Below are 21,282 nucleotides of genomic sequence, written 5' to 3' on the forward strand. Positions count from 1 at the left end.
AGCGGGGCTTTTTGTGGTCGTTGGGCCCCGCCGCCGTGGCCGCCGCGGCGGGAGTAGCGGGCGTTTCTATTTGATACGGTTAGGGCGTCGTAAGCTCTATATTTGACGAAAGGTCTTATTTCCTTGCAAATGAAACTAAATCGCGAGTCGTTACAGTCCCCCATTACTGTTGGAAGTATCCCTGAATGGTTTTGCCCATACTGTGGCAAAGAATCACTCAAAGGAGACAAATCAAATTTCAAATCTTTTGAATCGATTCAATCGAAATATGAACGCGCCAACGATAACTGGGAGCCTGATTGGATAGAAGGGATATTTTGTGGGCTCCTAAAATGCTCTAATGTCAGGTGCAAAGAGCAAGTAGTTGTTTCTGGTCGGATGGCTGTAGAGGATTTCTACGATTTAGATGAGGAAATGCAAAGCCATTATAATACGGAGGTTTTATACCCTCTGTTTTTCGTACCTGCTGTCCCTCTTTTCCGGGTGAGCAAAGATGTGCCCAAGCAAATAGCAGCAGCAGTTACAGAAGTATTCAGTGTATTCTGGCACGATAAATCTTCCTGCGGCAACAAAATCAGAAGAGTAATAGAGCTTATTGTTGATGATAAGAAAGTAACAAAGACATACATCGACAAGAAACGCAAAAGAAGAGAATACACTTTACACGCCCGTATCGAACTATTCGGCAAAAGAGGAAAAACTGCTCAGGAGCAAAAATCAGCTGAGCTTCTAATGGCAATCAAATGGATTGGAAATTCTGGCAGTCATTCGAATGTCGTTCTACAACAGAATGATATTTTAGATGGATTAGAAATCCTTTCTCATGTTCTGGAATTACTATATGACAAAGAACATTTGAGAATTTATAAACTCAGCAAAGAATATATTAAAAGCAAAGGCCCTCTCAAGCGCCCTCTATTCAGTACAAAACATATCAAATAAAGAAGCCCCGCCAGCACGACGCTGACGGGGCTTTCCCATTCACAACAAACTCCAACCGGAATTACACCGCCGGCATTTCCACGTTCTCAAACTTCACCGCGCCGTCTTCCAACACCGCCTCCACGACAGCGTCTTTCGAAACGCGGCCCGAGAGAATGTCTTTCGACAGCTCGTTCAGAATCACGCGCTGGAGCACGCGCTTCAGCGGCCGCGCGCCGAACTGCGGGTCGAAGCCCTGCTCGCCCAGGTAGTCGAGCACTTCATTCGTGGCCTCCAGCTGGATGCCGGCCTCGGCCAAGCGCTGCTGGATTTGCTTGAACTGGATGTCGACGATGCGGCGGATTTCCTTGCGCTTAAGGGGCTGGAACATCACAATTTCGTCGATGCGGTTCAGGAACTCGGGGCGCATGTGCTGCTTGAGGCGCTCCACCACCTCGTCGCGGGTGCGGTCGACGACCTCCTCGTGGTTGAACTCGTTGAGGTCCTTGAAGTTCTTCTGGATGATGTCGGCCCCCGTGTTCGAGGTCATGATGATGATGGTGTTCTTGAAGTTCGCCACCCGGCCTTTGTTGTCGGTGAGGCGGCCGTCGTCGAGCACTTGCAGCAGGATGTTGAACACGTCGGGGTGCGCTTTCTCGATTTCATCGAGCAGCACCACCGAGTAGGGCTTGCGGCGCACGGCCTCCGTGAGCTGGCCGCCCTCGTCGTAGCCCACGTAGCCAGGAGGCGCGCCGATGAGCCGCGACACGGCGTGGCGCTCCTGAAACTCGCTCATGTCGATGCGGACCATCGCATTCTCATCATTAAACAAATACTCGGCTAAGGCCTTGGCCAGCTCGGTTTTGCCCACGCCGGTGGTGCCCAGGAAAATGAACGAGCCGATGGGCCGCTTGGGGTCTTGCAGGCCGGCGCGGGAGCGGCGCACGGCGTCGGAGATGGCCGCTATAGCTTCGGCCTGTCCTGCTACTCGTTTCCCCAGCTCGGCTTCGAGGTTGAGCAGCTTCTCGCGGTCCGATTGCAGCATTTTGCTCACCGGGATGCCCGTCCACTTGGCCACCACTTCGGCGATGGATTCGCTCGTGACGACTTCCTGGAGCATCGCGCCGCCGTCTTTGTTGGCGTTGGCTTCGTCCTGCAGGGCTTTCAGCTTGGCTTCGGCCTCCTGAATCTTGCCGTAGCGCAGCTCGGCCACGCGGGCGTAGTCGCCCAGGCGCTCGGCCTGTTCGGCTTCCAGCTTGAACTGCTCGATGGCTTCCTTCTGGGTTTGAATGCCGGTGAGGACACCTTTTTCGCTTTCCCAGCGGGCTTTCAGGGTGTCGCGGCGGTCGTTCAGCTCGGCCAGCTCCTTGCTCAGAATGGCTTCGCGGTCGCGGTTGTCTTCGCGGCGGATGGCCTCGCGCTCAATTTCGAGCTGCATGATGCGGCGCTGAATCTCATCCAGCTCCACGGGCATGGAATTCAGCTCGATGCGGAGCTTGGCGGCGGCTTCGTCCATGAGGTCAATGGCCTTGTCGGGCAGGAACCGGTCGGTGATGTAGCGGGCGCTCAGCTCCACGGCCGCAATCACGGCGTCGTCGGTGATGCGCACGCCGTGGTGCAGCTCGTACTTTTCCTTGATGCCGCGCATGATGCTGATGGCGTCCTCAATGGTGGGCTCGTCCACCATCACGGCCTGGAAACGGCGTTCGAGGGCCTTGTCCTTCTCGATGTATTTCTGGTATTCCTTGAGCGTGGTGGCCCCGATGGCGTGCAGCTCGCCGCGCGCCAGGGCGGGCTTGAGCAGGTTGGCGGCGTCCATGGCGCCCTCGCCCCCGCCGCCGGCCCCGATGAGGGTGTGCATCTCGTCAATGAAGAGCACAATCTGGCCGTCGGAGTCGGTCACTTCCTTGATGACGGCCTTGAGGCGCTCCTCAAACTCGCCCTTGTACTTGGCCCCGGCCACGAGCAGGCCCATGTCGAGGCTCATGATGACTTTGTCGCGCAGGTTTTCGGGCACGTCGCCGGCCACGATGCGCTGGGCCAGGCCCTCCACGATGGCGGTTTTGCCCACGCCGGGCTCGCCGAGCAGCACGGGGTTGTTTTTGGTGCGGCGCGAGAGGATTTGCAGCACGCGGCGGATTTCCTCGTCGCGGCCAATCACGGGGTCCATCTTGCCGGCGCGCACTTGCTCGTTGAGGTTGCGGGCGTAGCGGTTCAGGCTCTGGTACTGGTCTTCGGCGCTCTGGCTCGTGACTTTGCGCCCGCCGCGCAGCTCCTGGATGGCGGCCTTCAAGTCCTTGTCGTTGAAGCCGGTGTCTTTGAGCAGCGTGGCCACGGCATCGCGGCCGCCGAGGATGCCCAGCAGCAGGTGCTCGACGGACACGAACTCGTCGCCCATGTCCTTCATGGCGGCGTTGGCGCGCTGCACGGCAGCGGCGGCGTCGTTGGCGAAGTAAGGCGAGCCGCCGCTCACCTTGGGGTAGGCGGCCACGATGGCATCGAGGCGCGGCGTGAGGATGTTGAGGTTGGCGCCCAGCTTGTTGGCCAGAAACGAGAAGACGCTTTCGTCGCTCTGGAAGAGGCCCTTCAGCAAATGGCCCGTTTCGACGGCCTGCTGCTGGTTGCCCCCGGCTATTTCGGTGGCCTTCTGCACGGCCTCCTGTGCCTTGATGGTGAAGTTTTTAAAGTCCATTTTGGTTAGTTTCTGGGTAGGAACTTCGGGTTAGGAAGTTGTACGCAGGGACTAGCAAATGGGGTGCGAGAAGGATATTTCGGACTTTTTGGCGGAAAACATCCCTGATAAATGCATTATATATGCAAATATGACAGTGTTTTAAACCTAATCCGCATTCAGGGCATTTAAAATACCAAGTTGTATTAAGGATTTTACATCATCACTCGCATTGGCGATAGAAATGTTCTTAAAGAAATTTTCAGGTCCCATCTCGATATACAACGTGCCAAAAATTTGTTTAGCACAATAAGTTGCCATAGTGACGACTCCCTCCAAGTCTATCTGTACACGACCGTGAGTTGATAACTGCTCTTTTGCTAATCGCAAAATCTCACTTCCTACGTCTTTGTCCGTTATCACGGAGCCGAATTTTTTTACGTGAATGGCGTCCATCATACCCAATTGATTTGAAGTTGTTGACTGGAATTTTTGATTATACTCCCTTCGATATCACTTATAGTGACTGGAGATTTAAGCGGCAAGTCTAGATAAATAATAGTTCCACTCCAGTTGCCGGAGTCAAAATACTTAATTTTTCCGTATTCATTCTGAATGTGGCCCCCTTCAGAAAATATATGAAGCCTTCCACCTACACGAGTAGTTATTTCATTAATAAGCCAGAGCCCATAACCCATATGATTTGTGAGCTTTTTTGAAGTAACACCTTTTTTAATTGAACTCATGATTAAATCCTTTTTGGATTTAACATTCGGATAAGTTCTTGACAATGTAGTTAAAATGCCGTCCCCATTATCAGCACATGCTATTTCTATTCGGTCTTTAGTACCATATGCCACAATTACGGTCCTATCATCTTCAACAGCATGTTCCCAAAAATTCAATAATATTTCACTTAAACAAGTCAAAATCATTAAACCCCCTTTTTTATTATGTTGGTAATAATCCTCGATTGCTGGCAAGTATTTAGTTCTAATTGTTTCATGGGAATACATATCTTTCCTAAGCAAAGCTTGTGGTGCTATTAGGAAGTTTTCATCACTGATAACACCAAGGTGCTTGTATTCTCTTTCAACTTGAGACACGTTACCTACATACGAAAGCAGCAGCGGATATAAACCATATTTTCTAAACTGAATAATTATTGGGTCATCTGCTATTATTTCCGTATTGAGAATACATCGATTTTCACCACAAAAGCTCATTAGCTTATATAGTATTAAAACGTTTACCAGGTTGATATTTTCAATGTATCCCAGTTGAATTACCCCTCCAGGTATGTATTTACCGACTATTGTAAACATAAATTCACAATCTTTTAAAAACTTATCAGTTGCAGAGATTGAAAAGTTTTTGGGAGCCACTATCAAAGGCGGGTTTTTTATAAAATCCATTTATATATTATTAAAGTTAACAACCAACTCATCCAACATTGCTGCCTCGTAACGCACGTCTTTTTGATATGGGGCTATTATCATTCTCCTAAAGTAATCTAAATGCTTATTGAAAATTGGCACAGACGATGAATCAACGTATATTTTATTAGCATTAATATATGTCTGAAGCACCTGTACCGATTGAGTAAGAGCAGCCGTATCGCCATACGACATGAATAGTGTCATATTATTGAACTTATCAAAAATAGACTCATAAACAGCCAATTTTTTAGTCTGCTTCATATTATAATTAGCAATATCTTTCTCTCTGTCTTTCAGCCTAATCTGTAATACTGTATTCCATAGAACAGATAGAACGTTAATAACCAGGATAACAACTGCCCAAATTAGTATGGTATGGAGTTGACTTCTGTCCTGACTCGCTGTAGTCAGGAGCTCCTTTATTATATCTTCAACTGGTAATTGCAAGAGCATTGTAGCAACGTTTACTGTATTTGTTGATAATGGCGCAAGATAAGCCATGTTTCTTGAGAGAGGTCCTGACCAGGGGCCTCATGAGATATTAAGCTCTTACTTATTCAGCGAAGCAGGTAGTGAGCGTAATACCAAGTCAAAAGAAGTTTCTGCTTCCCTCACGATGCAACGCTCGAAACGTCAGAAGTAAGCTACGCAGAAGCTCCCGTTTCTTCAGCGGCGGGGGCAGCGGGCGGGGGGTGGTTGGGGTGACGTTGGAGAGTAGCTGTGCTATCGTTCCAGCGGCGGGGGCAGCGGGTGGGGGGCGTTATTTATCGCCGTAGTGCTCGCCGCATTGTGCGATGCGCAAGTTGTCGCCTTCGGCTTTGTAAATCAAGCGGTAACTCCTGCGTGATGCGGCGCGACCAATAACCCTTGTAGGCATTACCTTTCAAGGGCTCCGGCTTGCCCGTACCGGCGAAAGGGGTGCGGGCGCACTCGCGCAGCAGCGTGTTGATTTTTGCCAGAATCTTGGCGTCGGTGCGCTGCCAGTACAGGTATTGCTCCCACGCTTCGGGCGCCCAGCAGAGCGTCCTATTCATTATCAATCAGGTCGTGTGCTTCGCCCTGCCCCTTTTCGAGCCGTTCGATAGCCGCCAGCACGCGGGCATGGTTGGCGGGGTTGCTTTCCAAGTGTTGCGTCGCATCCGTCGTTTTGGAGCGTATAGGCCGTGCTTTCATGTAGGGCAAGCTATGCAGCAGCTCCATCACAAAGGCAGCTTTTTCGTCGGGGAATTCGAGGGCGACTTTCATACTATCCAAAACTACGAAGATTCCGCTTAGTTCCTGACGCCTGCTTGCCGCTACTGTAGAAGCTCCAGTTTCCTCAGTGGTGGGGGTAGCGGGCACCCTCACGCCCAGGGGCCAGGGTACAATCTGACGGAAGAAAGCTTCCTTCCGGAAGCGGCTGCCCTTGGTGCCAGCACTGCGGACTTCAGCGCTGGCCGGGTATTATGTAGAATGGCTTAAGCCAGGTGGCGGTGCTGGGGTGCGCCGCCGGCGCTGGCACGTCGAAACAGCAGGCCCGCGGCGGCCCACATTGCGGCAAACACTGCATTGGCCCCCAGCACGTTCACGGAACCGACCCAGGGCTCGACAGCCGCCCCGGCGGGCTTCCAGATAAAGAGTGCAACCGCCGTGACCACCACGTAGGTAAGCGCCGCGGCAAACATGGCGTTGGACATGCCCAGCGGCCGGAAGCGCGCAACGAAGGCCCCGACGAAGGCCACCGCGAGCACCGCCAAATACAGCGCATTGACGGGGTTGTTTTCGCTGCCCACGAGCCCTACCGCCAGGTTTGCCCACACAAGCAGGAGCCCGGCCACCACGGCCACCGCCACCGCCAACCTATACGCCGGGGTGTTCGCCTTTTGCGCAATCAGCACGAACGTAACGCCTGCCCCGAATAGCAGCCCCCCCGCCACCAGAAAATCGAACCCGGTCCAGTTTACTTCCGGGCTAAAGCGCATGGCCACCAAGGGCACCAGCAATAGGAGCGCCGTGGCAACAGCCACGTAAAGAATGCTTTTAGGAAGTGACATAAAAGTTGACTTTTGGTTGATTAGATGCTCAGGACGTTCATAAAAGGCACACAGTGGAACCAAGGCTGGGCAGTAGAAGCAGAGGCGCAGGGTTCATTTCGGGCGGCAGCTTTGGCCCGGCGCGCCCTGCTGGCGGTTCGTGAGCCAGCTTGTCACAAAGGAAGTTAAAGAACTTTGAATTACAAAGTATAATTCAAACAATTCGTTTGCTTTGAGGTAAGACCCGAAGTGAATGGGTTCAGGAGGCCTGCAATCCGTCATGTCGGAGTGGGGTGGTACGTCTCACGTGTTGCCACTGCAAGGGGCCGCTGAGCGTTTTTTTGGTGGGACCGACGGCCGGTTGCAGGCTATCGAACAGCACGTTCTGAGAGGTGGGCGTATTCGAGGCGTTTATTTATAGAATAGCATGCGTTTTTGGCTCTGAAGAGGCAAATGACTACAACGGGGCCCACCGGGACAGCAACTCCGCTTTTGGCAAAATTGAGTTGTTACACAAACCCACGTCGCAGGCTTTGGGAGCACAGCATTGCGCTTTGTGGCGCCTCAGCCAGTACGGGTGCGCGGCTGCTCAATCTCGCTCCCGGGTACTCGGCGGAGTAGTCCAGGGCTGAGATAGAGCGAAATGAAGCGCCCACCCATTGCGTTTATGTTATTGGGCAAACGTTTTTTATTGAAAATAATGCATACCGATTGCTGAACAGACGGTAAAATCGTTTTAATTTTGATGCAAGATTTCCTAACCACCATTTTTTCAAAATCCCACATCATGCAAAATTTTACTATTAAGTTGAGCTTGCTGCTCGCATGCCTGTTCTCGGCCTCGGTGTCGATGGCTCAGATTACGACCGTTGGCATCATCGGCTCGGCCACCCCCCGCACCGCCACCAACACGACGGGCTGGGATGCCTCGACCCCAATGACCCTGACCACCGCCGGCGGGCACGACTGGACCATCACCATTAACCTGACCGCTGAAGAGGTGAAGTTCCGCGCCAACAACGACTGGACCATCAACTGGGGAGCTGCCACGTTCCCCACGGGCACCGGCACGCAGGGCGGCCCCAACATTCCGATTGCCACCGCCGGCCGCTACACCGTGCGCTTCAACGACGTCACGGGCGCGTACCAGTTCTCGGTGGCCACCGCCGCCCGCGCCAACAACGACACCGCGCTGAAACTGGCCCTGGCCCCCAACCCGGCCAGCAGCACCGCCAACGTGACCTACACCCTGCCCACCGCCGGCTCGGCTACCGTGACGCTGCAAAACACGCTGGGCCAGACGGTTCGCCAGTTCGCACCGGTTCGCCAGGGCGTGGGCGCGCAGGAGCAGGCCGTGTCGCTGAGCGGCATTGCCCCCGGCCTGTACCTGGTACGCCTCCAAACCGAGAAAAGCGCGCAGACCACCCGCCTGGTGGTAGAGTAGGCTTTTTCCATTTGGTAATTGCTCCGACGCGGGCACGAGCTACTGGCTCGTGCCCGCGTTTTTTTGTGGGAGCCGGCAGGCGCTCGGCCACCTTGCCCGATGGACAAAGACGGGAGCCGGGCCGAAGCCCTCAATCAACTGCCGTTGGGCACCAAGAAGTAGCAGGAACCGGCCGTTTCGCGGTGCCAAGCGCACCCCGGGCTCCATTTGTTGCTGGCTGCCCGGCCAGTGGCGCCGCGTGGGGGCAGCTGGCGGGCCATGCGGAAACCGAGGACACGGCGCGCCCGGCAACGCATTTTGAGGCAGCGGGTTATCCAGTCAATCCCTTTTGATAATAGCAGGCGGCGGACTTTCGTTGGAAGTACTTTAACTTGGGAGCCTTCCACTAATTCCTTTCCACAATGCGTCTTTTTCTACTGCCTCTGGGGCCGGCGTGCCGCGCCGCCCTGTTGCTGGCTGCCTGGCTTGTGCTGGGCCTCAGCTCTGCCTCGGCCTCGCACTTGGTGGGTGGGGAGCTGACGTATAAATTCCTGGATGGCAACGGCCCCAGCGACCGGCCCTACCGCTACGAAATAACGGCCCAGATTTATTTCAGTAAGGAAACCAGCTCGTACGCGCCCGATGGCACGTCCAACATCATCGTTACGTTCTACAACAAGCCGCCCAGACCCGTGCTGGTGGCCACGCTGGACATTCCCCGCAGCAGCTTCGCGGAAATTACGGCGCCCACGCCACCCGGCTGTTTCCAACAAGAGCCCCGCGTGACGCTGGCCCGCTACGTGGGCATCGTTGAGCTGCCCGTGGTTGCCAACGGCTACATGGCCGTTTTCTCGGCCAGCTCCCGCAGCCCGGGCATTGTGAATTTGCTTGCCCCTCAAAGCGAAACCATGACCCTGACCGTGGACATGACGCCGGGCACGATGCGCAACTCCTCGCCCACGTTTACGGACAGAGCCGTGGTAGCTACCTGCCTCGGCGACAACAGCTTCGTACTCAACAACGCTTACGACGCCGACGGTGACCGCCTGCAGTACCAATTTGCGCAGCCCATGGGGGCCGTGGCCACAAATAGCCTTGGTGCGCCATACATTCGGTACGTTGACTACGCCAGGGGGTATTATTGGAATGCTCCTTTCGGGACTGGGGGCATCAATACCATTGATGCAACTACGGGGCTTGCCCGCTATTACTCCCCTACCCAGGGGACTTTTTTGTTGGCCATCGACGTGCTGGAATACCGCCGCATCAATGGCCAGGAGGTGTTGCTGGGCACCACGCGGCGCGACATTCTGCTGGTGGTGCGGGCGTGCGCCGGCGGCGTCAACACCGCGCCGGCTTTCACGCCTGCCAGCGTGGCCCAAACGTATTATCAGGTACAGGAAGGGCAGTCGCTGGGGTTTGACGTGACGGCCTTTGACACCCCCGGCCAGCCCCTGACCATGAACGTGAGCAGCGCTCTGCTCGACGGCCCGGGCGGCATCGACGCAACGCTCAACGGCCAGGTGGGCGCGGTGGCCGTGGGCCTGCCGGTGGGCCGCGTTGCAGTGGCCGGGGCGGGCACCCTCACGGGGGCCTTCCGGCTGCGGGCGGGCTGCGGGCTGGCCCGGGCCACGCCCTACGACGTGGTGGTGACCGTGACCGACCAAGCCTGCAACAGCCAAAGCGTGGTGGCCGTGTTTCGGATACTGGTGACGCGGCCGGGACTGGCCGTGAGTTTGTCCGGCGACCCGGTGCTGTGCGCCGGTGCCACGGGCACTTACCGCGTGGTGGGGCCGGCGCTCGGGGGCTACAACTGGACCGTGTACGGCGGCCGGCTGGTGGGCCCCACCAATGGCCCCACCGTGCAGGTGAAATGGACAGCCGGCGTCCCGAGCCGGCTCACGCTGCGCGGCACCACGCCCGCCGGCTGCTTCACCGATTCCGTTTCGTACGCCGTGAATGTGAAGCCCGGCCCCGTGGTAACCGGGCCGCTGGTGTACTGCCGCCAGCGCAACACCAACCTGCCGTACCGCATCGAGGGCCCGCCGCTGGCCTACCAGTGGACCATTGCCGACGGCACCATCGTGAGCGGGCAGGGCACCAACGAGGTGCAGGTCGACATTCCCGAAGGCCTCACGGCCACGCTGGAAGTGGCCGGCCCGGGGACCTGCACCCGCGAACTCCGCATCGGCCCTGATAATGCCTGCCTGGCGTTTTTCAACGTCATCACGCCCAACGGCGACCAGCAGAACGACCGGTTTGTGATTGAAAACGTGGAGCGTCACCCCAAAACCGCCCTGACCATTTTCAACCGTTGGGGCCGCCAAATCTACCAATCGGCTGACTACCAAAATACTTTTGGCGGGGAAAATGCCGGCCCGGGCCTGCACTACTACCTCTGCCAGCTGGCCGATGGCACCGTGTACAAGGGCTGGTTTGAAATAATCCGCTAAAACGCCCTGTCCGGCAAGCCTTACTGTTTTTCCATGCTCGACCTTGTTATTGATGCTCGTCCCGCCGCCATTGTGCCCGGGTTTGCGGTGCAGCGCATCCTCCCCTACCGGCTGCGGCGCATGCTGGGCCCGTTTATTTTCATGGACCACGCGGGGCCGGTGAACGTGGCCCCGGCCCAAATGCACAGCCTCGATGTGCTGCCGCACCCGCACATCGGCCTGAGCACGGTGAGCTACCTCTTTGGCGGGCAGGTGACGCACCGCGACAGCCTCGGTGTGGAGCAAATCATCCGGCCCGGCGAGGTGAACTGGATGACGGCCGGCGCCGGCATTGCCCACTCCGAGCGGTTTGAGGACCCGGCCGCGCTGGCCGGCGGCGCGCTGGAAATGATTCAGACCTGGGTGGCGCTGCCCGAAGCCGACGAGGAGCAGGCGCCCACCTTTGCCAACTACCAGCCGCAGGAATTGCCCACTTTCACCGACACCGGCGTGTGGATGCGCCTGATTGCGGGCGATGCCTTCGGGCTGAAAAATGGCGTCAAGACCCACTCGCCGCTGTTTTATCTGCATGTGGTGCTGCAGGCGGGTGCCCGCTTCGGCCTGCCGCGCGGCTACCCCGAGCGCGGCGCCTACGTGGCCAAGGGCCGCGTGGAAGTGAACGGCCGCGCCTACACGCCGGGCCAGTTGCTGGTGTTCACGCCGGGCCTCGACCCGGTGCTGGTGGCCCTGGAGCCGAGCACGCTCATGCTGCTGGGCGGCGAGCCGCTGGGCGAGCGGTTTATCTGGTGGAACTTCGTGTCGTCGCGCAAGGAGCGGATTGAGCAGGCCAAAGCCGACTGGAAGGCCGGCCGCATTGTGCTGCCACCCCACGACAACGCCGAATTTGTGCCCCTGCCCGACGACCGGACCCGGCCGGCGGGCACGGGCGGTTCGCCCGCGCCGCAGGCGTTGTCTTAAGGCGCTGTGGTAAGTAGTAGGCAGGAAAATTTAAAACGTCCTTAAAACGTCATGCTGAGCTTGTCGAAACATCTCTACCGCAGCAGTGAATCAGCTTACTTGCGCAGTAGAGATGCTTCGACAAGCTCAGCATGACGTTCCGGATTTTGGATGTGCAGTTCCTGAAAAACCGTGGCTCCCCAAGCGCGCTGATGCCCAGCTACAAGTAACCGTAGCGCCTCGGGCTGCGAAGCGCCGCCAAAACAAGCGGGCCGGTGGGCCGTTTGGACAAGGCCAGTCGCGGCGCCGCCAGGGTGCTGGTGATTGGTTCTGCCACCTGAAAACTCCGTTGCCATGAGTATCTCTTCGCTGGAAAACGTCCCTTTCGAAAACCCGTTTGTCGACGAGCTGCGCGGCGAAAACTCCGGCGAAAAAGGCTCGCGGCAGGTGCCGGGCTACTGCTACTCGCGGGTGGAGCCCACGCCGGTGCAGCGTCCGCACCTGCTGGCCTGGTCCGATGAGCTGGGCGAATTTCTGGGTATAGAGAAACCGGCGGAGCGCGGCCCGGCGGTGAATGCGCTGGCTGGCAACCTCGTCACGGCCAGCATGAAGCCGTTTGCGGCGCGCTACGGCGGGCACCAGTTCGGCAACTGGGCGGGGCAGCTGGGCGACGGCCGGGCCATCTCGCTGGGCCAGGTGGCGGCCGTGGACGGCACGCGCTGGGAAATCCAGCTGAAGGGCGCCGGCCCCACGCCCTACTCGCGCCGGGCCGACGGGCGGGCGGTGCTACGCTCCTCGCTACGGGAGTTTTTGTGCAGTGAGGCCATGCACCACCTGGGCGTGCCCACCACGCGGGCGTTGAGTTTAGTAGGCACCGGTGATGCCGTGGTGCGCGACATGTTTTACGACGGCAACGCGCGGGAGGAGCCGGGCGCCATTGTGGCGCGGGTGGCGCCTACGTTCATTCGCTTCGGCAATTTTCAGATAATGGCCGCGCACGGCGAAATCGACAACCTGCGCGCCCTGGCCGACTACACCCTGCGCCACCACTACCCGGAGTTGGGCGCGCCCGGCCCCGATGCCTACGTGCGCTGGTTTGAAGAAGTGGCCCGGCGCACGGCCGTGATGGTGGCGCACTGGATGAGCGTGGGCTTTGTGCACGGCGTGATGAACACCGACAACATGTCCATCCTCGGCCTCACCATCGACTACGGCCCCTACGGCTGGCTGGAACCCTACGACCCCGACTGGACGCCCAACACCACCGATTTTGGCTCGCGGCGCTACGCTTTTGGCCAGCAGCCTCGCGTAGCGATGTGGAACCTGATGGCCCTGGCCCAGGCGCTGGGGCCGCTGCTGCCCGACGCCGAGGTGCTGCGCGAGGGCCTCAACGCGTACGCCACCACGCTGGCCGACACCCAGCACGCGCTGATGCTGCGCAAGTTGGGCCTCACCCCGCAGTTTCCCGACGAGGACCGTGGGCTTACCCAGGCGTTGCCCCAGGCGCTGGCAGAGCCGGAGATTGATATGACGTGGTTTTTCCGGCAGCTCTCGCAGATGGCGCCGGCTTTGGTGGCAGACGCTGGCAACGAGGACGCGCTTTTTGCGGAGCTGATTGCCGCGTCCGCCTATTCGGTGGCGGCCGATGCGGACCGGAACCTGCGCCAATGGCTTCACCGGTACGCAGCCCGGCTGCGGCAGGAACCGGCCGACGCGGAAGCCATTCGGGCCGGCATGCTGGCTGCCAATCCCAAGTACGTGCTGCGCAACTACCTCGCCCAGCAAGCCATTGAGGCGGCCGAAGCCGGCAATTTGTCGGCTTTGAACCGACTCATGCACGTGCTCAAAACGCCCTTCGACGAGCACCCCGAGCACGAGGCCCTGGCGGCCAAGCGGCCGGACTGGGCCCGCGACAAACCCGGTTCGGCCACGCTCTCGTGCAGTTCCTAGGTAATGCGGGGTCATCGCATTCACGCAGCGCACAACTCCAATAGCTGGCTGCAAACAACGAAGGCGAGCCTTCCGGCGGGAAGGCCCGTGCCAATGCCCGCCAAGCTTGGTTATGGCCCGGCCCGGCGTTGTACCTGACGCATGGCGTAATTTGGGGCCGCAAACCAACGCTCCCCGTTATCCGGCTTCTTATCGCTCCCCTTCCGCGCGCCCTGGTTCGCTACGGACCCTTTTTGTTGCTGGCCTTCCTACTGGCCGACCTCGGGTATTCGTTCTGGCAATACCTGCAACTGCCGCTGGATGGCGACCTGGCCGTCATTGCCTGGCCCAGCGAAATGTACACGCCTGTGCTGCACGACCCTTTTGGCCTGCGCGCCCTGCTGCACCACGAAGTGTACGCCGCGCCGAACCGGTTTTTTGCGCACTTCTTTCTGTATGAATACCTGCGGCGCGTGCCGCTGTGGCTTCAGGCTTTTCTAACTCCGCTCGACAGCGTGTACATGGCCTGCGCCCTGCTGAAGCTGGCCATTCACGGGCTGTTGCTCTACGTGCTGGCGGTGGCCATCAGCAACCGCCGCAACGTGCTGAGCGGGCCGTTTCTGCTGGCGGCGGCGCTGGTCACGCCCCTGCTCCAGACGTCGGGCTTCAGCGGGCAGATGGGCGTGATTGACTGGTCGATTACCTACGCCATTTTTTATGCGCTGCCGGGCACGCTGCTGCTCTTGTTTCTGCTGCCGTTTGTGCGCGCGGCGCTGCACGGGCAGGCGGTGCGGCTTTCGGGGCTGGGCTACGCGGGGCTGGTGGGGCTGGCGGTGTGGCTGGCGTTTAATGGGCCGGTGGTGGCGGCCACGGTGCTCCTGCTGCTGCCCGCTGCGCTGCTGCTGAGCTGGTGGCGCCGCCTGGTCCGGCAGCCCGCCGCGCCTTGGCTGCGCCGGGCCGCTCGGGCCGTGGCGGCGCTGCCCACGGCCCGGCTGCTGCTGTTTGGCTTTTTCAGTTTGTTGTGCCTCTATTCGCTGTACATCGGGCGCTTCAACGTGGAAAATACCTGGAGCGACGTGCCCCTCGGCCAGCGCTACGCCTTGCTGCCGATGGGCGTATTTTACCAGCTCACGGGCAAGCTGGGCCTACCGCTGCTGCTGCTGGCGCTGCTGCTCAATGCCTGGCTGGTGCGCCGGCAGTTGCCCACGCCGGGCCGTGCCGCCGTGCTGAGCGCGCTCAAGTGGCTGGGTGTATTTGCGCTGGTGTACGTGCTGCTGCTGCCGCTGGGCGGCTACCGCGCCTACCGCGAGGACATTCTGCGGCGCGACAGCATTCTGCCCATCATTCTGGGCATGATTGGCTGCTTTGCTCTATCGTCGTTCTACTTATTGGGCCAGTTGCCGGGCGCGGCGCGGCGGCGCTACGCGGCGGGCATCGGGGCCTTGCTGGCGGTGTTTACCGTGGCGGATAAACCGCGCCTGCGCGACTACAATGCCTGCGAGCGGGAGTTGTTTGCCACGTTGGCGCAGTCGCCCGCGCCGGTGGTGCGCCTGCCCATCACCTGCACCATGATGGACTGGCAGCCCCTCACCGACTATCGCAAATCGGAGCTTAACGGCCAGCTCTTGGCCTATTGGGGCATTATTCCAGCGCCCAAGCTGTACTACCAGCAATAGAACTGGGCTTTTTGATAAAAGAACGTCATGCTTCGACTGCGCGGACGCCAGATGCGCAGAACGTTCTTTATTTCTTATCTGATGACCTGACCGGCGTTACTTTGTTGCTTCAAACTGCTGATTTGTTCTGCCTGATGCGTGTCTATTTCGCTGCCGTCGGGTTGCTGCTGCTACTGGCTGGCTGTGACCAAAATACCGCCAGCCGGCAGGAAACAGCCACTTACATCCATCGTCCGGCGCTGGCCCAACGGGCGGCGCCCTTGGTTCCTATCCCGGCCGATACAGCCCTCCCCTACCGCAGCCTGCCCAGCTTTGGCGATTCCGTGCAGGCGCCTTTGCTCGTGCGCATCGGCAATACCGACTACCGGGTGCAGGCGACGGCCCGCACCGACAGCACCCGGCCGCTGCGCCACATCCTGCCGCCTGCGCCCCACGCCGAACCGCCCCAGAACGATACCATAACGGGGTTCGAAGGCTACTACACCTTCCGCCTGCTGCGAACCGACGGCAATGCCCAATTTGTGCGGCAGCTCAAAAAAACGAGCTTTTCCGCCACCATGACCCCGGATTTGGCCCTGGAAGCCGAGACGATACTGCCTTTCTTCTCAGGTTACCTGCCCGCCTTCAAGGCGCTGGCTTTTGAAATCACCTTCTACCCGCCCGAAAGCGACGCTGGCGGCCAGGCGCTGCTGCTGCTTGATGCGGCCACGGGCAAGGTGCGGCATCAAGCCCTGGCCCGCTGGACGGGCGGCTGCAACTCGGCTATGGCGCTCTCGGCCGATGGCCGCACCCTGCTCACCAGCAGCGAGCTGCTCCAGGCCAACGGCCACAGCATCAACCTCGAAAAACCCGGCCGCGAGGTGACCGGCACTCTGCTAGTAAACAACCAAACTGCCCTGGTAGTGTATGGCGCCGGCTACGACCAACACGGCCGCGAAGTGCCCCTGCGCGGCCCCAACGCCCAGCTGCTGGACACCAATGGCCACATGCTCAAGGCCTTCACCCTCGAAAGCATCGATGGCGGCCTGGGCACCCACATGCTCAGCACCTACCTGCGCCAAACGCACGCCCACTACCTTTTCGACGAGGAAAACAACCAACTGGCCGTGGTCCCGCGCGACCACCCCACGCAGCTACGCCTGCTCAAGCTGCGCAAGCTACCCGTGTTCCGAGCCCCGCAGCGGCGCACCGAAGTGCGATTTTTCTTCGATACCGAGTCGGGCACCAAAGCCACGTTCTACGCTGATGTCGCCAACGGGCAGGTGCGCTACAAGCTGCGCAAGGCGGTGTATTGAGTTGGTTTTGGCTTTTGAGATTATCAAAACGTCATGCTTCGACTACGCTCAGCACGACGTTCCTTAATTCTCTTTGAACATCTAAAAACCCTGCTACTTCGCTGCGCTCACGCGCCAGATGCGGTCGGCGGCATCGTCGGCCACCAGCAGGGAGCCGTCGGGCAGGGTGGCCACGCCCACGGGGCGGCCATAGGCGTCCTTCGAATCGCCGCCGGCCAGGAAGCCGGTTAAGAAATCTTCGGGCTTGCCGGGTTTGCCGTTCGCGAAGGGCACGAATACCACCTTGTAGCCGGAGTATTGCGAGCGGTTCCAGGAGCCGTGCTCGCCGATGAAGGCGCCGTTGTGGTACTTGGTGGGGAAGGCGTCTTTGTCGTAGAATGCGAGGCCCAGGGCGGCTACGTGGGCGCCCAGCGGCACATCGGGCACCAAGGTTTTGCTCACCAGGTCGGGGCGCTCGTTTTTGCGGCGGGGCTCTTCGTTCTGGCCATAATAGGCGTAGGGCCAGCCGTAGAAGCCGCCTTGCTTCACGCTGGTGAAGTAGTCGGGTACCAGCTCATCGCCCAGCTCGTCGCGCTCGTTCACTACGGCCCACAGCTTTTGGGTACCGGGCTGCCATTGCAGGCCAATGGGGTTGCGCAGGCCGCTGGCATAGATTTTCTCGCCGGTACCGTCGGGGTTGATTTCGAGGATGTTGGCGCGGCGCACCTCGTTCGCGCTGCCGTGCTCCTGCACGTTGGAACCCGAGCCGACCGTCACGTAGATTTTAGAACCGTCGGCGTTGCTCAGCAGGTTGCGGGTCCAGTGGTTGTTGTAGCCGCCCTTGGGCAGGTCGAGGATGCGCTGGCCGTCGCCGGCAATCTTGGTGGCGCCGGGCTGGTAGGGGAAGCGCAGCACGCCATCGGTGTTGGCCACGTAGAAGTTGTTGCCGATTATGAGCATGCCAAAGGGTTGGCTGAGGCCGCTCACGAAGGTGGTGCGCAGGTCAGGTTTGCCGTCGTGGTTGGTGTCGCGCAGCAGCGTGATGCGGTTGGCGCTGTGGTCGCGCAGCGAGCGGGACTTGTCCAGCTTCAGCTCGGCGGCTACCTTTTTGGTCATGGTGGTGGGCACGGTGCTGGCTTCGGCCACCAGCACGTCGCCGTTGGGGGCCACGTACAGCCAGCGCGGGCTGTCGAACTTGCCGGCGTACTCGGCCACCGTGAAGCCAGCGGGCGCGGTAGGCGTGCGGCCGGCGGGCCAGGGCTGAATTTCAACGCGGTGCGTCACTGATTTCGTGACGTAAGGCGCGGGCAGGTGCACCGAATCGGCCACCGGCGTTTCCACGGTTTGGGCCGGCGTGGTGGCCTGGGCCTCTTGTTTTTCTTCTTTGCTGGGGCCGCCGCAGGCGACGAGTAAGGCGAAGCCGGCCAGCAGCCAGCAGGAGTTATCAAAGGTCATATAGGCCGGAATTGGATAAGCGCGTAGTGCCCGCCGGGCAGCCGGTGGGCCCCCGATTTTACTTCCCCAACCAGAAATAGTTGCGCACCAGCCCGGCAACGCGGCGCGCCTGTCCTCAATCAGCCAGTAAATGCTGCGCCTGCAGCCAGTCAAAAATCAGCTGGTCGACGGCCGATACCTCGGCCCGGTGCCGGTAGCGCAGCCACACCACTTCGGCAATTTCGGCCGCTGGCTGCAGCTGGCCGGTGTAGCGGGCGTAATAGCACGTCATGCGCACCAGCACCCCAGCCGCATGGCCATGGGCGGGTGCCTCCCAGGTGCCGGCGTACTCCAGGCTGGTAGGGTCGAGGGCCACGGTCAATTCCTCCCCGATTTCGCGCAGCAGCGTTTGGGCGTCGGTTTCGCCGGGTTCGCGCTTGCCGCCGGGGAAATAATACCGGTCTTTGCCGTGGCTGCGGGTGCTCAGCACTTCGCCCTCGCGCAGGTGCAACCAGGCTATTTTGTCGATAATAGCGGACATATCTGGATAGCGTTAATGCAAAACGTCCTACTACGGCGAGCGTAGCAGGACGTTCTCTCAACTGAAAAACCGGCTTTAGTTGGCCTGCGGCACGGGGGCTTTCACGTACTTATTCAGCCACGAATCCATCTCCCAGAGCATGTGGAGCAGGTTTTCGCGGGCGGCGTAGCTGTGGGCCTCGGCGGGCAGCACCACGTAGCGGGCGGTGGCACCCTGGCCCTTCAGGGCCGCGTAGTACCGCTCGCTCTGGATGGGGAAGGTGCCGGAGTTGTTGTCAGCCTCGCCGTGAATGAGCAGGATGGGCGTCTTGATTTTGTCGGCGTAATTGAACGGCGACATGGCGTTGTACACCTCCGGCGCCTGCCAGAACGTGCGCTCCTCGCCCTGGAAGCCGAAGGGCGTGAGCGTGCGGTTGTAGGCGCCGCTGCGCGCGATGCCGGCCTTGAAGAGGTTGGAGTGCGAAAGCAGATTAGCCGTCATGAAAGCGCCGTAGCTGTGGCCCATCACGCCCACTTTGTTGGGGTCGACGACGCCCAGGCGGGCGCCTTCGTCGATGGCGGCTTTGGCGCTGCTCACCAGCTGTTCGATGTAGGTATCGTTGGGCTCTTTGCTGCCTTCGCCCACAATCGGAATGCTGGCATTGGCCAGCACGGCGTAGCCCTGCGTCACCCAGAACACCGGCGAGGCCCAGCTCAGGCGCGTGAAGGTGTAGGGCGAGCCGCTTACCTGCCCGGCGTTGCTTTTGTCTTTAAATTCAACGGGGTACGCCTCCATCAGCGTGGGCAGCGGGCCGTCGGTTTTCTTGTAGCCTTGAGGTAGATACAGGTCGGCCGTCAGGTCCACGCCGTCGGCGCGCTTGTAGTGCAGCACCTGCTTCCGGAAGCTGCCGCCGAAGGCCGCGTAGGGGTTTGCAAACTTGGTGAGGGCCGTGAGTTTGTCCTTTTTGGTGGCGTCGCGCAGGTAGTAGTTCGGGGCTTGGGTTAGGGATTCGCGACGCGTGAGCAGCATCCGTTTCTTGCCGCTGGCGTCGAGAATGGCCACCGGAATTTCGTACACCGGCGCCTCAGAGCGCCACCAGCGCGTGGTTTTCTTTGAGGTCAAATCCAGCTCGTCCACGAAAGGGCGGTCGCCTTCGGGCGAGGCTCCCTGGCCCAGCAGGTAGATGCTCTGGCCGGTGGGGCCGCCCGTGAGCAGCACGAATTTGCCCTGGGCATTGCGGTGCTCGTAGGGCGTGCCGGGGTTCTTGTAGGTGTCTTGCTCCGAGCCATCGAACAGCACGGTGAGCGGCGCGGCGGCCGTGCTGGGGTTGAGCTGCCAGGTGGTTTGGTGGCGGTCAGCCCAGCGGTAGCCGTCGGCCAGGGCCAGCTTGTCGTTGCCCCAGCTCATGCCCGCGAAGCGGAGCGGCAAGGCGGCTAGCTCCTGCGCTGGCCCACTGAAGGGGGCATTGATGGTGAATACTTTATCCCGAATATCGGCTTTCACTTTGGGGTCGCCGCCGTCCTGGGCTTCGGCGTAGTAGAGGGTGGCGGGCACGTCGGTGCGCCAGGCGTGGCCGCGCGGGCCGGTGGCCACGGCGTCGAAATTGGTGGGCACGTTGTCGGCCAGCGGCAAGTCGGCCACAGTTTTCACCACGGCACCGCCGCCCAGCTCGAGCACATCGATGCGCTGGGGGAAGCTGCTGATGGGCAGCAGGTAAGAATACGGCCGGTGGCGGGTGCGTACCAGCACGTACTGGCCGTTGGGCGAAGGCGAGGCCGTTTGGATGACGCCGGGCTGGCCTATTGGCTGGGCGGTGCCGTCGGCCAGGCTCACTTTCACCAGCTGCGAGGTGGCGTAGTAGTCGAACAGCCGCTCGTCGGCAGGGTTTTTCAGCAAATCCTGGTAGGTGCGGGCGCCGGACTTTTTGCCGCCGCCGCTTTCCTGCACGGCCGGGCCGGTGGGCGCAGTATCGGCCGAGGGCGCGGCGCCGCGGCCGGCGGGCACGGTGCGGGCCAGCAGGGTTTTGCTGTCCGATACCCATTCGAAGGAACTGCCGAAGGCGTCGTTCAGCGGCTGGGCCAGCAGGCGGCGCGCGGTGGCGGCGGCCACGTCCAGCACCCACAGCTCCACCTTGCCATCGGTGCCGGAGCCGGGCGTGGTGAGGGCGAAAGCCACGGTCCGGTTGTCGGGCGACCAGCTGGGGCTGCTGATACGGGCCTGCGCGGGGAGGCCCTTCACGTCGGTTTCGGGGCCGTTGGGCAGCTTTTTCAGCTTGATGCCCACAGCGTAGCTCACCCGGCTGGGGCCGTTGGTGCGGGGGTTGAAGCGCAGGCCGGCCAGGCGCAGCTCGGGCTGGGCCAGCTCGGCCACGGTGGGGAAATCCTGCACTTGCAGCAGGGCCATGGTCTGGCCGTCGGAGGCCAGGCTCACGCGGGGCGTAGGCGGTGCCAGCAGCAGGTCCTGAATGGCCTTGGGCGGCGTTTTATATTGAAATTCCTGGGCTTGAGACACAGCGGCGGCCAGCAGCAACGTGGTGGAAAGAAGCAATTTTTTCATACGCGGGAATGAAAAGAAAATCGAACGGCAACCCGCCG

General features: G+C 59.9%; 17 protein-coding genes. 7 read left to right on the forward strand and 10 right to left on the reverse strand.

Annotated features, from left to right (window positions below):
* Positions 1 to 129 precede the first annotated feature (129 nt).
* Positions 130 to 942, forward strand: coding sequence for a DUF4145 domain-containing protein (locus Q4S41_RS18450; RefSeq protein ID WP_305032609.1), 813 nt, complete (start codon positions 130 to 132; stop codon positions 940 to 942).
* 61 nt (positions 943 to 1,003) lie between these two features.
* Here Q4S41_RS18450 and clpB read toward each other — a convergent pair whose 3' ends face one another.
* The 7 genes from clpB to Q4S41_RS18485 all read right to left on the reverse strand — a co-directional run bounded on the left by clpB (position 1,004) and on the right by Q4S41_RS18485 (position 7,064).
* Positions 1,004 to 3,613, reverse strand: a complete 2,610-nt coding sequence (gene clpB, locus Q4S41_RS18455; RefSeq protein ID WP_305032610.1) for an ATP-dependent chaperone ClpB — start codon at positions 3,611 to 3,613, stop codon at positions 1,004 to 1,006.
* Positions 3,614 to 3,760: 147 nt separating this feature from the next.
* Positions 3,761 to 4,051: an STAS-like domain-containing protein gene (locus Q4S41_RS18460; RefSeq protein WP_305032611.1), complete on the reverse strand. Its 291-nt coding sequence runs from the start codon at positions 4,049 to 4,051 to the stop codon at positions 3,761 to 3,763.
* Positions 4,048 to 5,007, reverse strand: coding sequence for an ATP-binding protein (locus Q4S41_RS18465; protein ID WP_305032612.1), 960 nt, complete (start codon positions 5,005 to 5,007; stop codon positions 4,048 to 4,050). The genes Q4S41_RS18460 and Q4S41_RS18465 overlap by 4 nt, the downstream gene beginning before the upstream one ends.
* Entirely contained in the window at positions 5,008 to 5,532 is a 525-nt protein-coding gene (locus Q4S41_RS18470) for a hypothetical protein (RefSeq protein WP_305032613.1), read from the reverse strand.
* A gap of 263 nt (positions 5,533 to 5,795) precedes the next feature.
* Complete coding sequence (locus tag Q4S41_RS18475) at positions 5,796 to 6,065, reverse strand: Txe/YoeB family addiction module toxin (RefSeq protein WP_369811328.1); 270 nt, start codon at positions 6,063 to 6,065, stop codon at positions 5,796 to 5,798.
* The gene (locus tag Q4S41_RS18480) at positions 6,058 to 6,276 is read right to left on the reverse strand and encodes a hypothetical protein (protein WP_305032614.1); all 219 of its coding nucleotides are present in this window, start codon (positions 6,274 to 6,276) and stop codon (positions 6,058 to 6,060) included. Before Q4S41_RS18480 ends, Q4S41_RS18475 begins: the two co-directional genes overlap by 8 nt.
* A 212-nt stretch (positions 6,277 to 6,488) precedes the next feature.
* Positions 6,489 to 7,064: a hypothetical protein gene (locus Q4S41_RS18485; RefSeq protein ID WP_305032615.1), complete on the reverse strand. Its 576-nt coding sequence runs from the start codon at positions 7,062 to 7,064 to the stop codon at positions 6,489 to 6,491.
* 766 nt (positions 7,065 to 7,830) lie between these two features.
* On the opposite strand from Q4S41_RS18485, the gene Q4S41_RS18490 reads away from it, so the two are divergent.
* From Q4S41_RS18490 to Q4S41_RS18515, 6 genes are all read left to right on the forward strand, one after another.
* Positions 7,831 to 8,487 (forward strand): T9SS type A sorting domain-containing protein, encoded by a 657-nt coding sequence (locus Q4S41_RS18490; RefSeq protein ID WP_305032616.1) that lies wholly within the window; start codon positions 7,831 to 7,833, stop codon positions 8,485 to 8,487.
* Positions 8,488 to 8,888: 401 nt separating this feature from the next.
* A complete protein-coding gene (locus tag Q4S41_RS18495; RefSeq protein WP_305032617.1) occupies positions 8,889 to 10,919 on the forward strand; it encodes a gliding motility-associated C-terminal domain-containing protein in 2,031 nt (676 codons plus the stop codon).
* Between the two features lie 33 nt (positions 10,920 to 10,952).
* A complete protein-coding gene (locus Q4S41_RS18500) occupies positions 10,953 to 11,876 on the forward strand; it encodes a pirin family protein (RefSeq protein ID WP_305032618.1) in 924 nt (307 codons plus the stop codon).
* 333 nt (positions 11,877 to 12,209) lie between these two features.
* A complete protein-coding gene (locus Q4S41_RS18505; RefSeq protein ID WP_305032619.1) occupies positions 12,210 to 13,805 on the forward strand; it encodes a protein adenylyltransferase SelO in 1,596 nt (531 codons plus the stop codon).
* A 233-nt stretch (positions 13,806 to 14,038) separates the two neighbouring features.
* Positions 14,039 to 15,460, forward strand: a complete 1,422-nt coding sequence (locus tag Q4S41_RS18510) for a hypothetical protein (RefSeq protein WP_305032620.1) — start codon at positions 14,039 to 14,041, stop codon at positions 15,458 to 15,460.
* A 134-nt stretch (positions 15,461 to 15,594) separates the two neighbouring features.
* Positions 15,595 to 16,755 carry a hypothetical protein gene (locus tag Q4S41_RS18515; protein WP_305032621.1) on the forward strand — a complete coding sequence of 387 codons (1,161 nt, stop codon included), beginning with the start codon at positions 15,595 to 15,597 and terminating at the stop codon, positions 16,753 to 16,755.
* Between the two features lie 93 nt (positions 16,756 to 16,848).
* Here the strand turns inward: Q4S41_RS18515 and Q4S41_RS18520 are convergent, their stop codons facing one another.
* The 3 genes from Q4S41_RS18520 to Q4S41_RS18530 all read right to left on the reverse strand — a co-directional run bounded on the left by Q4S41_RS18520 (position 16,849) and on the right by Q4S41_RS18530 (position 21,244).
* Positions 16,849 to 18,189 (reverse strand): PQQ-dependent sugar dehydrogenase, encoded by a 1,341-nt coding sequence (locus Q4S41_RS18520; protein WP_305032622.1) that lies wholly within the window; start codon positions 18,187 to 18,189, stop codon positions 16,849 to 16,851.
* Positions 18,190 to 18,304: 115 nt separating this feature from the next.
* Positions 18,305 to 18,709, reverse strand: a complete 405-nt coding sequence (locus Q4S41_RS18525) for an NUDIX hydrolase (RefSeq protein ID WP_305032623.1) — start codon at positions 18,707 to 18,709, stop codon at positions 18,305 to 18,307.
* A gap of 75 nt (positions 18,710 to 18,784) precedes the next feature.
* Positions 18,785 to 21,244, reverse strand: coding sequence for a S9 family peptidase (locus Q4S41_RS18530; RefSeq protein WP_305032624.1), 2,460 nt, complete (start codon positions 21,242 to 21,244; stop codon positions 18,785 to 18,787).
* Positions 21,245 to 21,282: the final 38 nt, after the last annotated feature.

The organism is Hymenobacter convexus (genome assembly GCF_030580955.1).
Taxonomy (GTDB): domain Bacteria; phylum Bacteroidota; class Bacteroidia; order Cytophagales; family Hymenobacteraceae; genus Hymenobacter.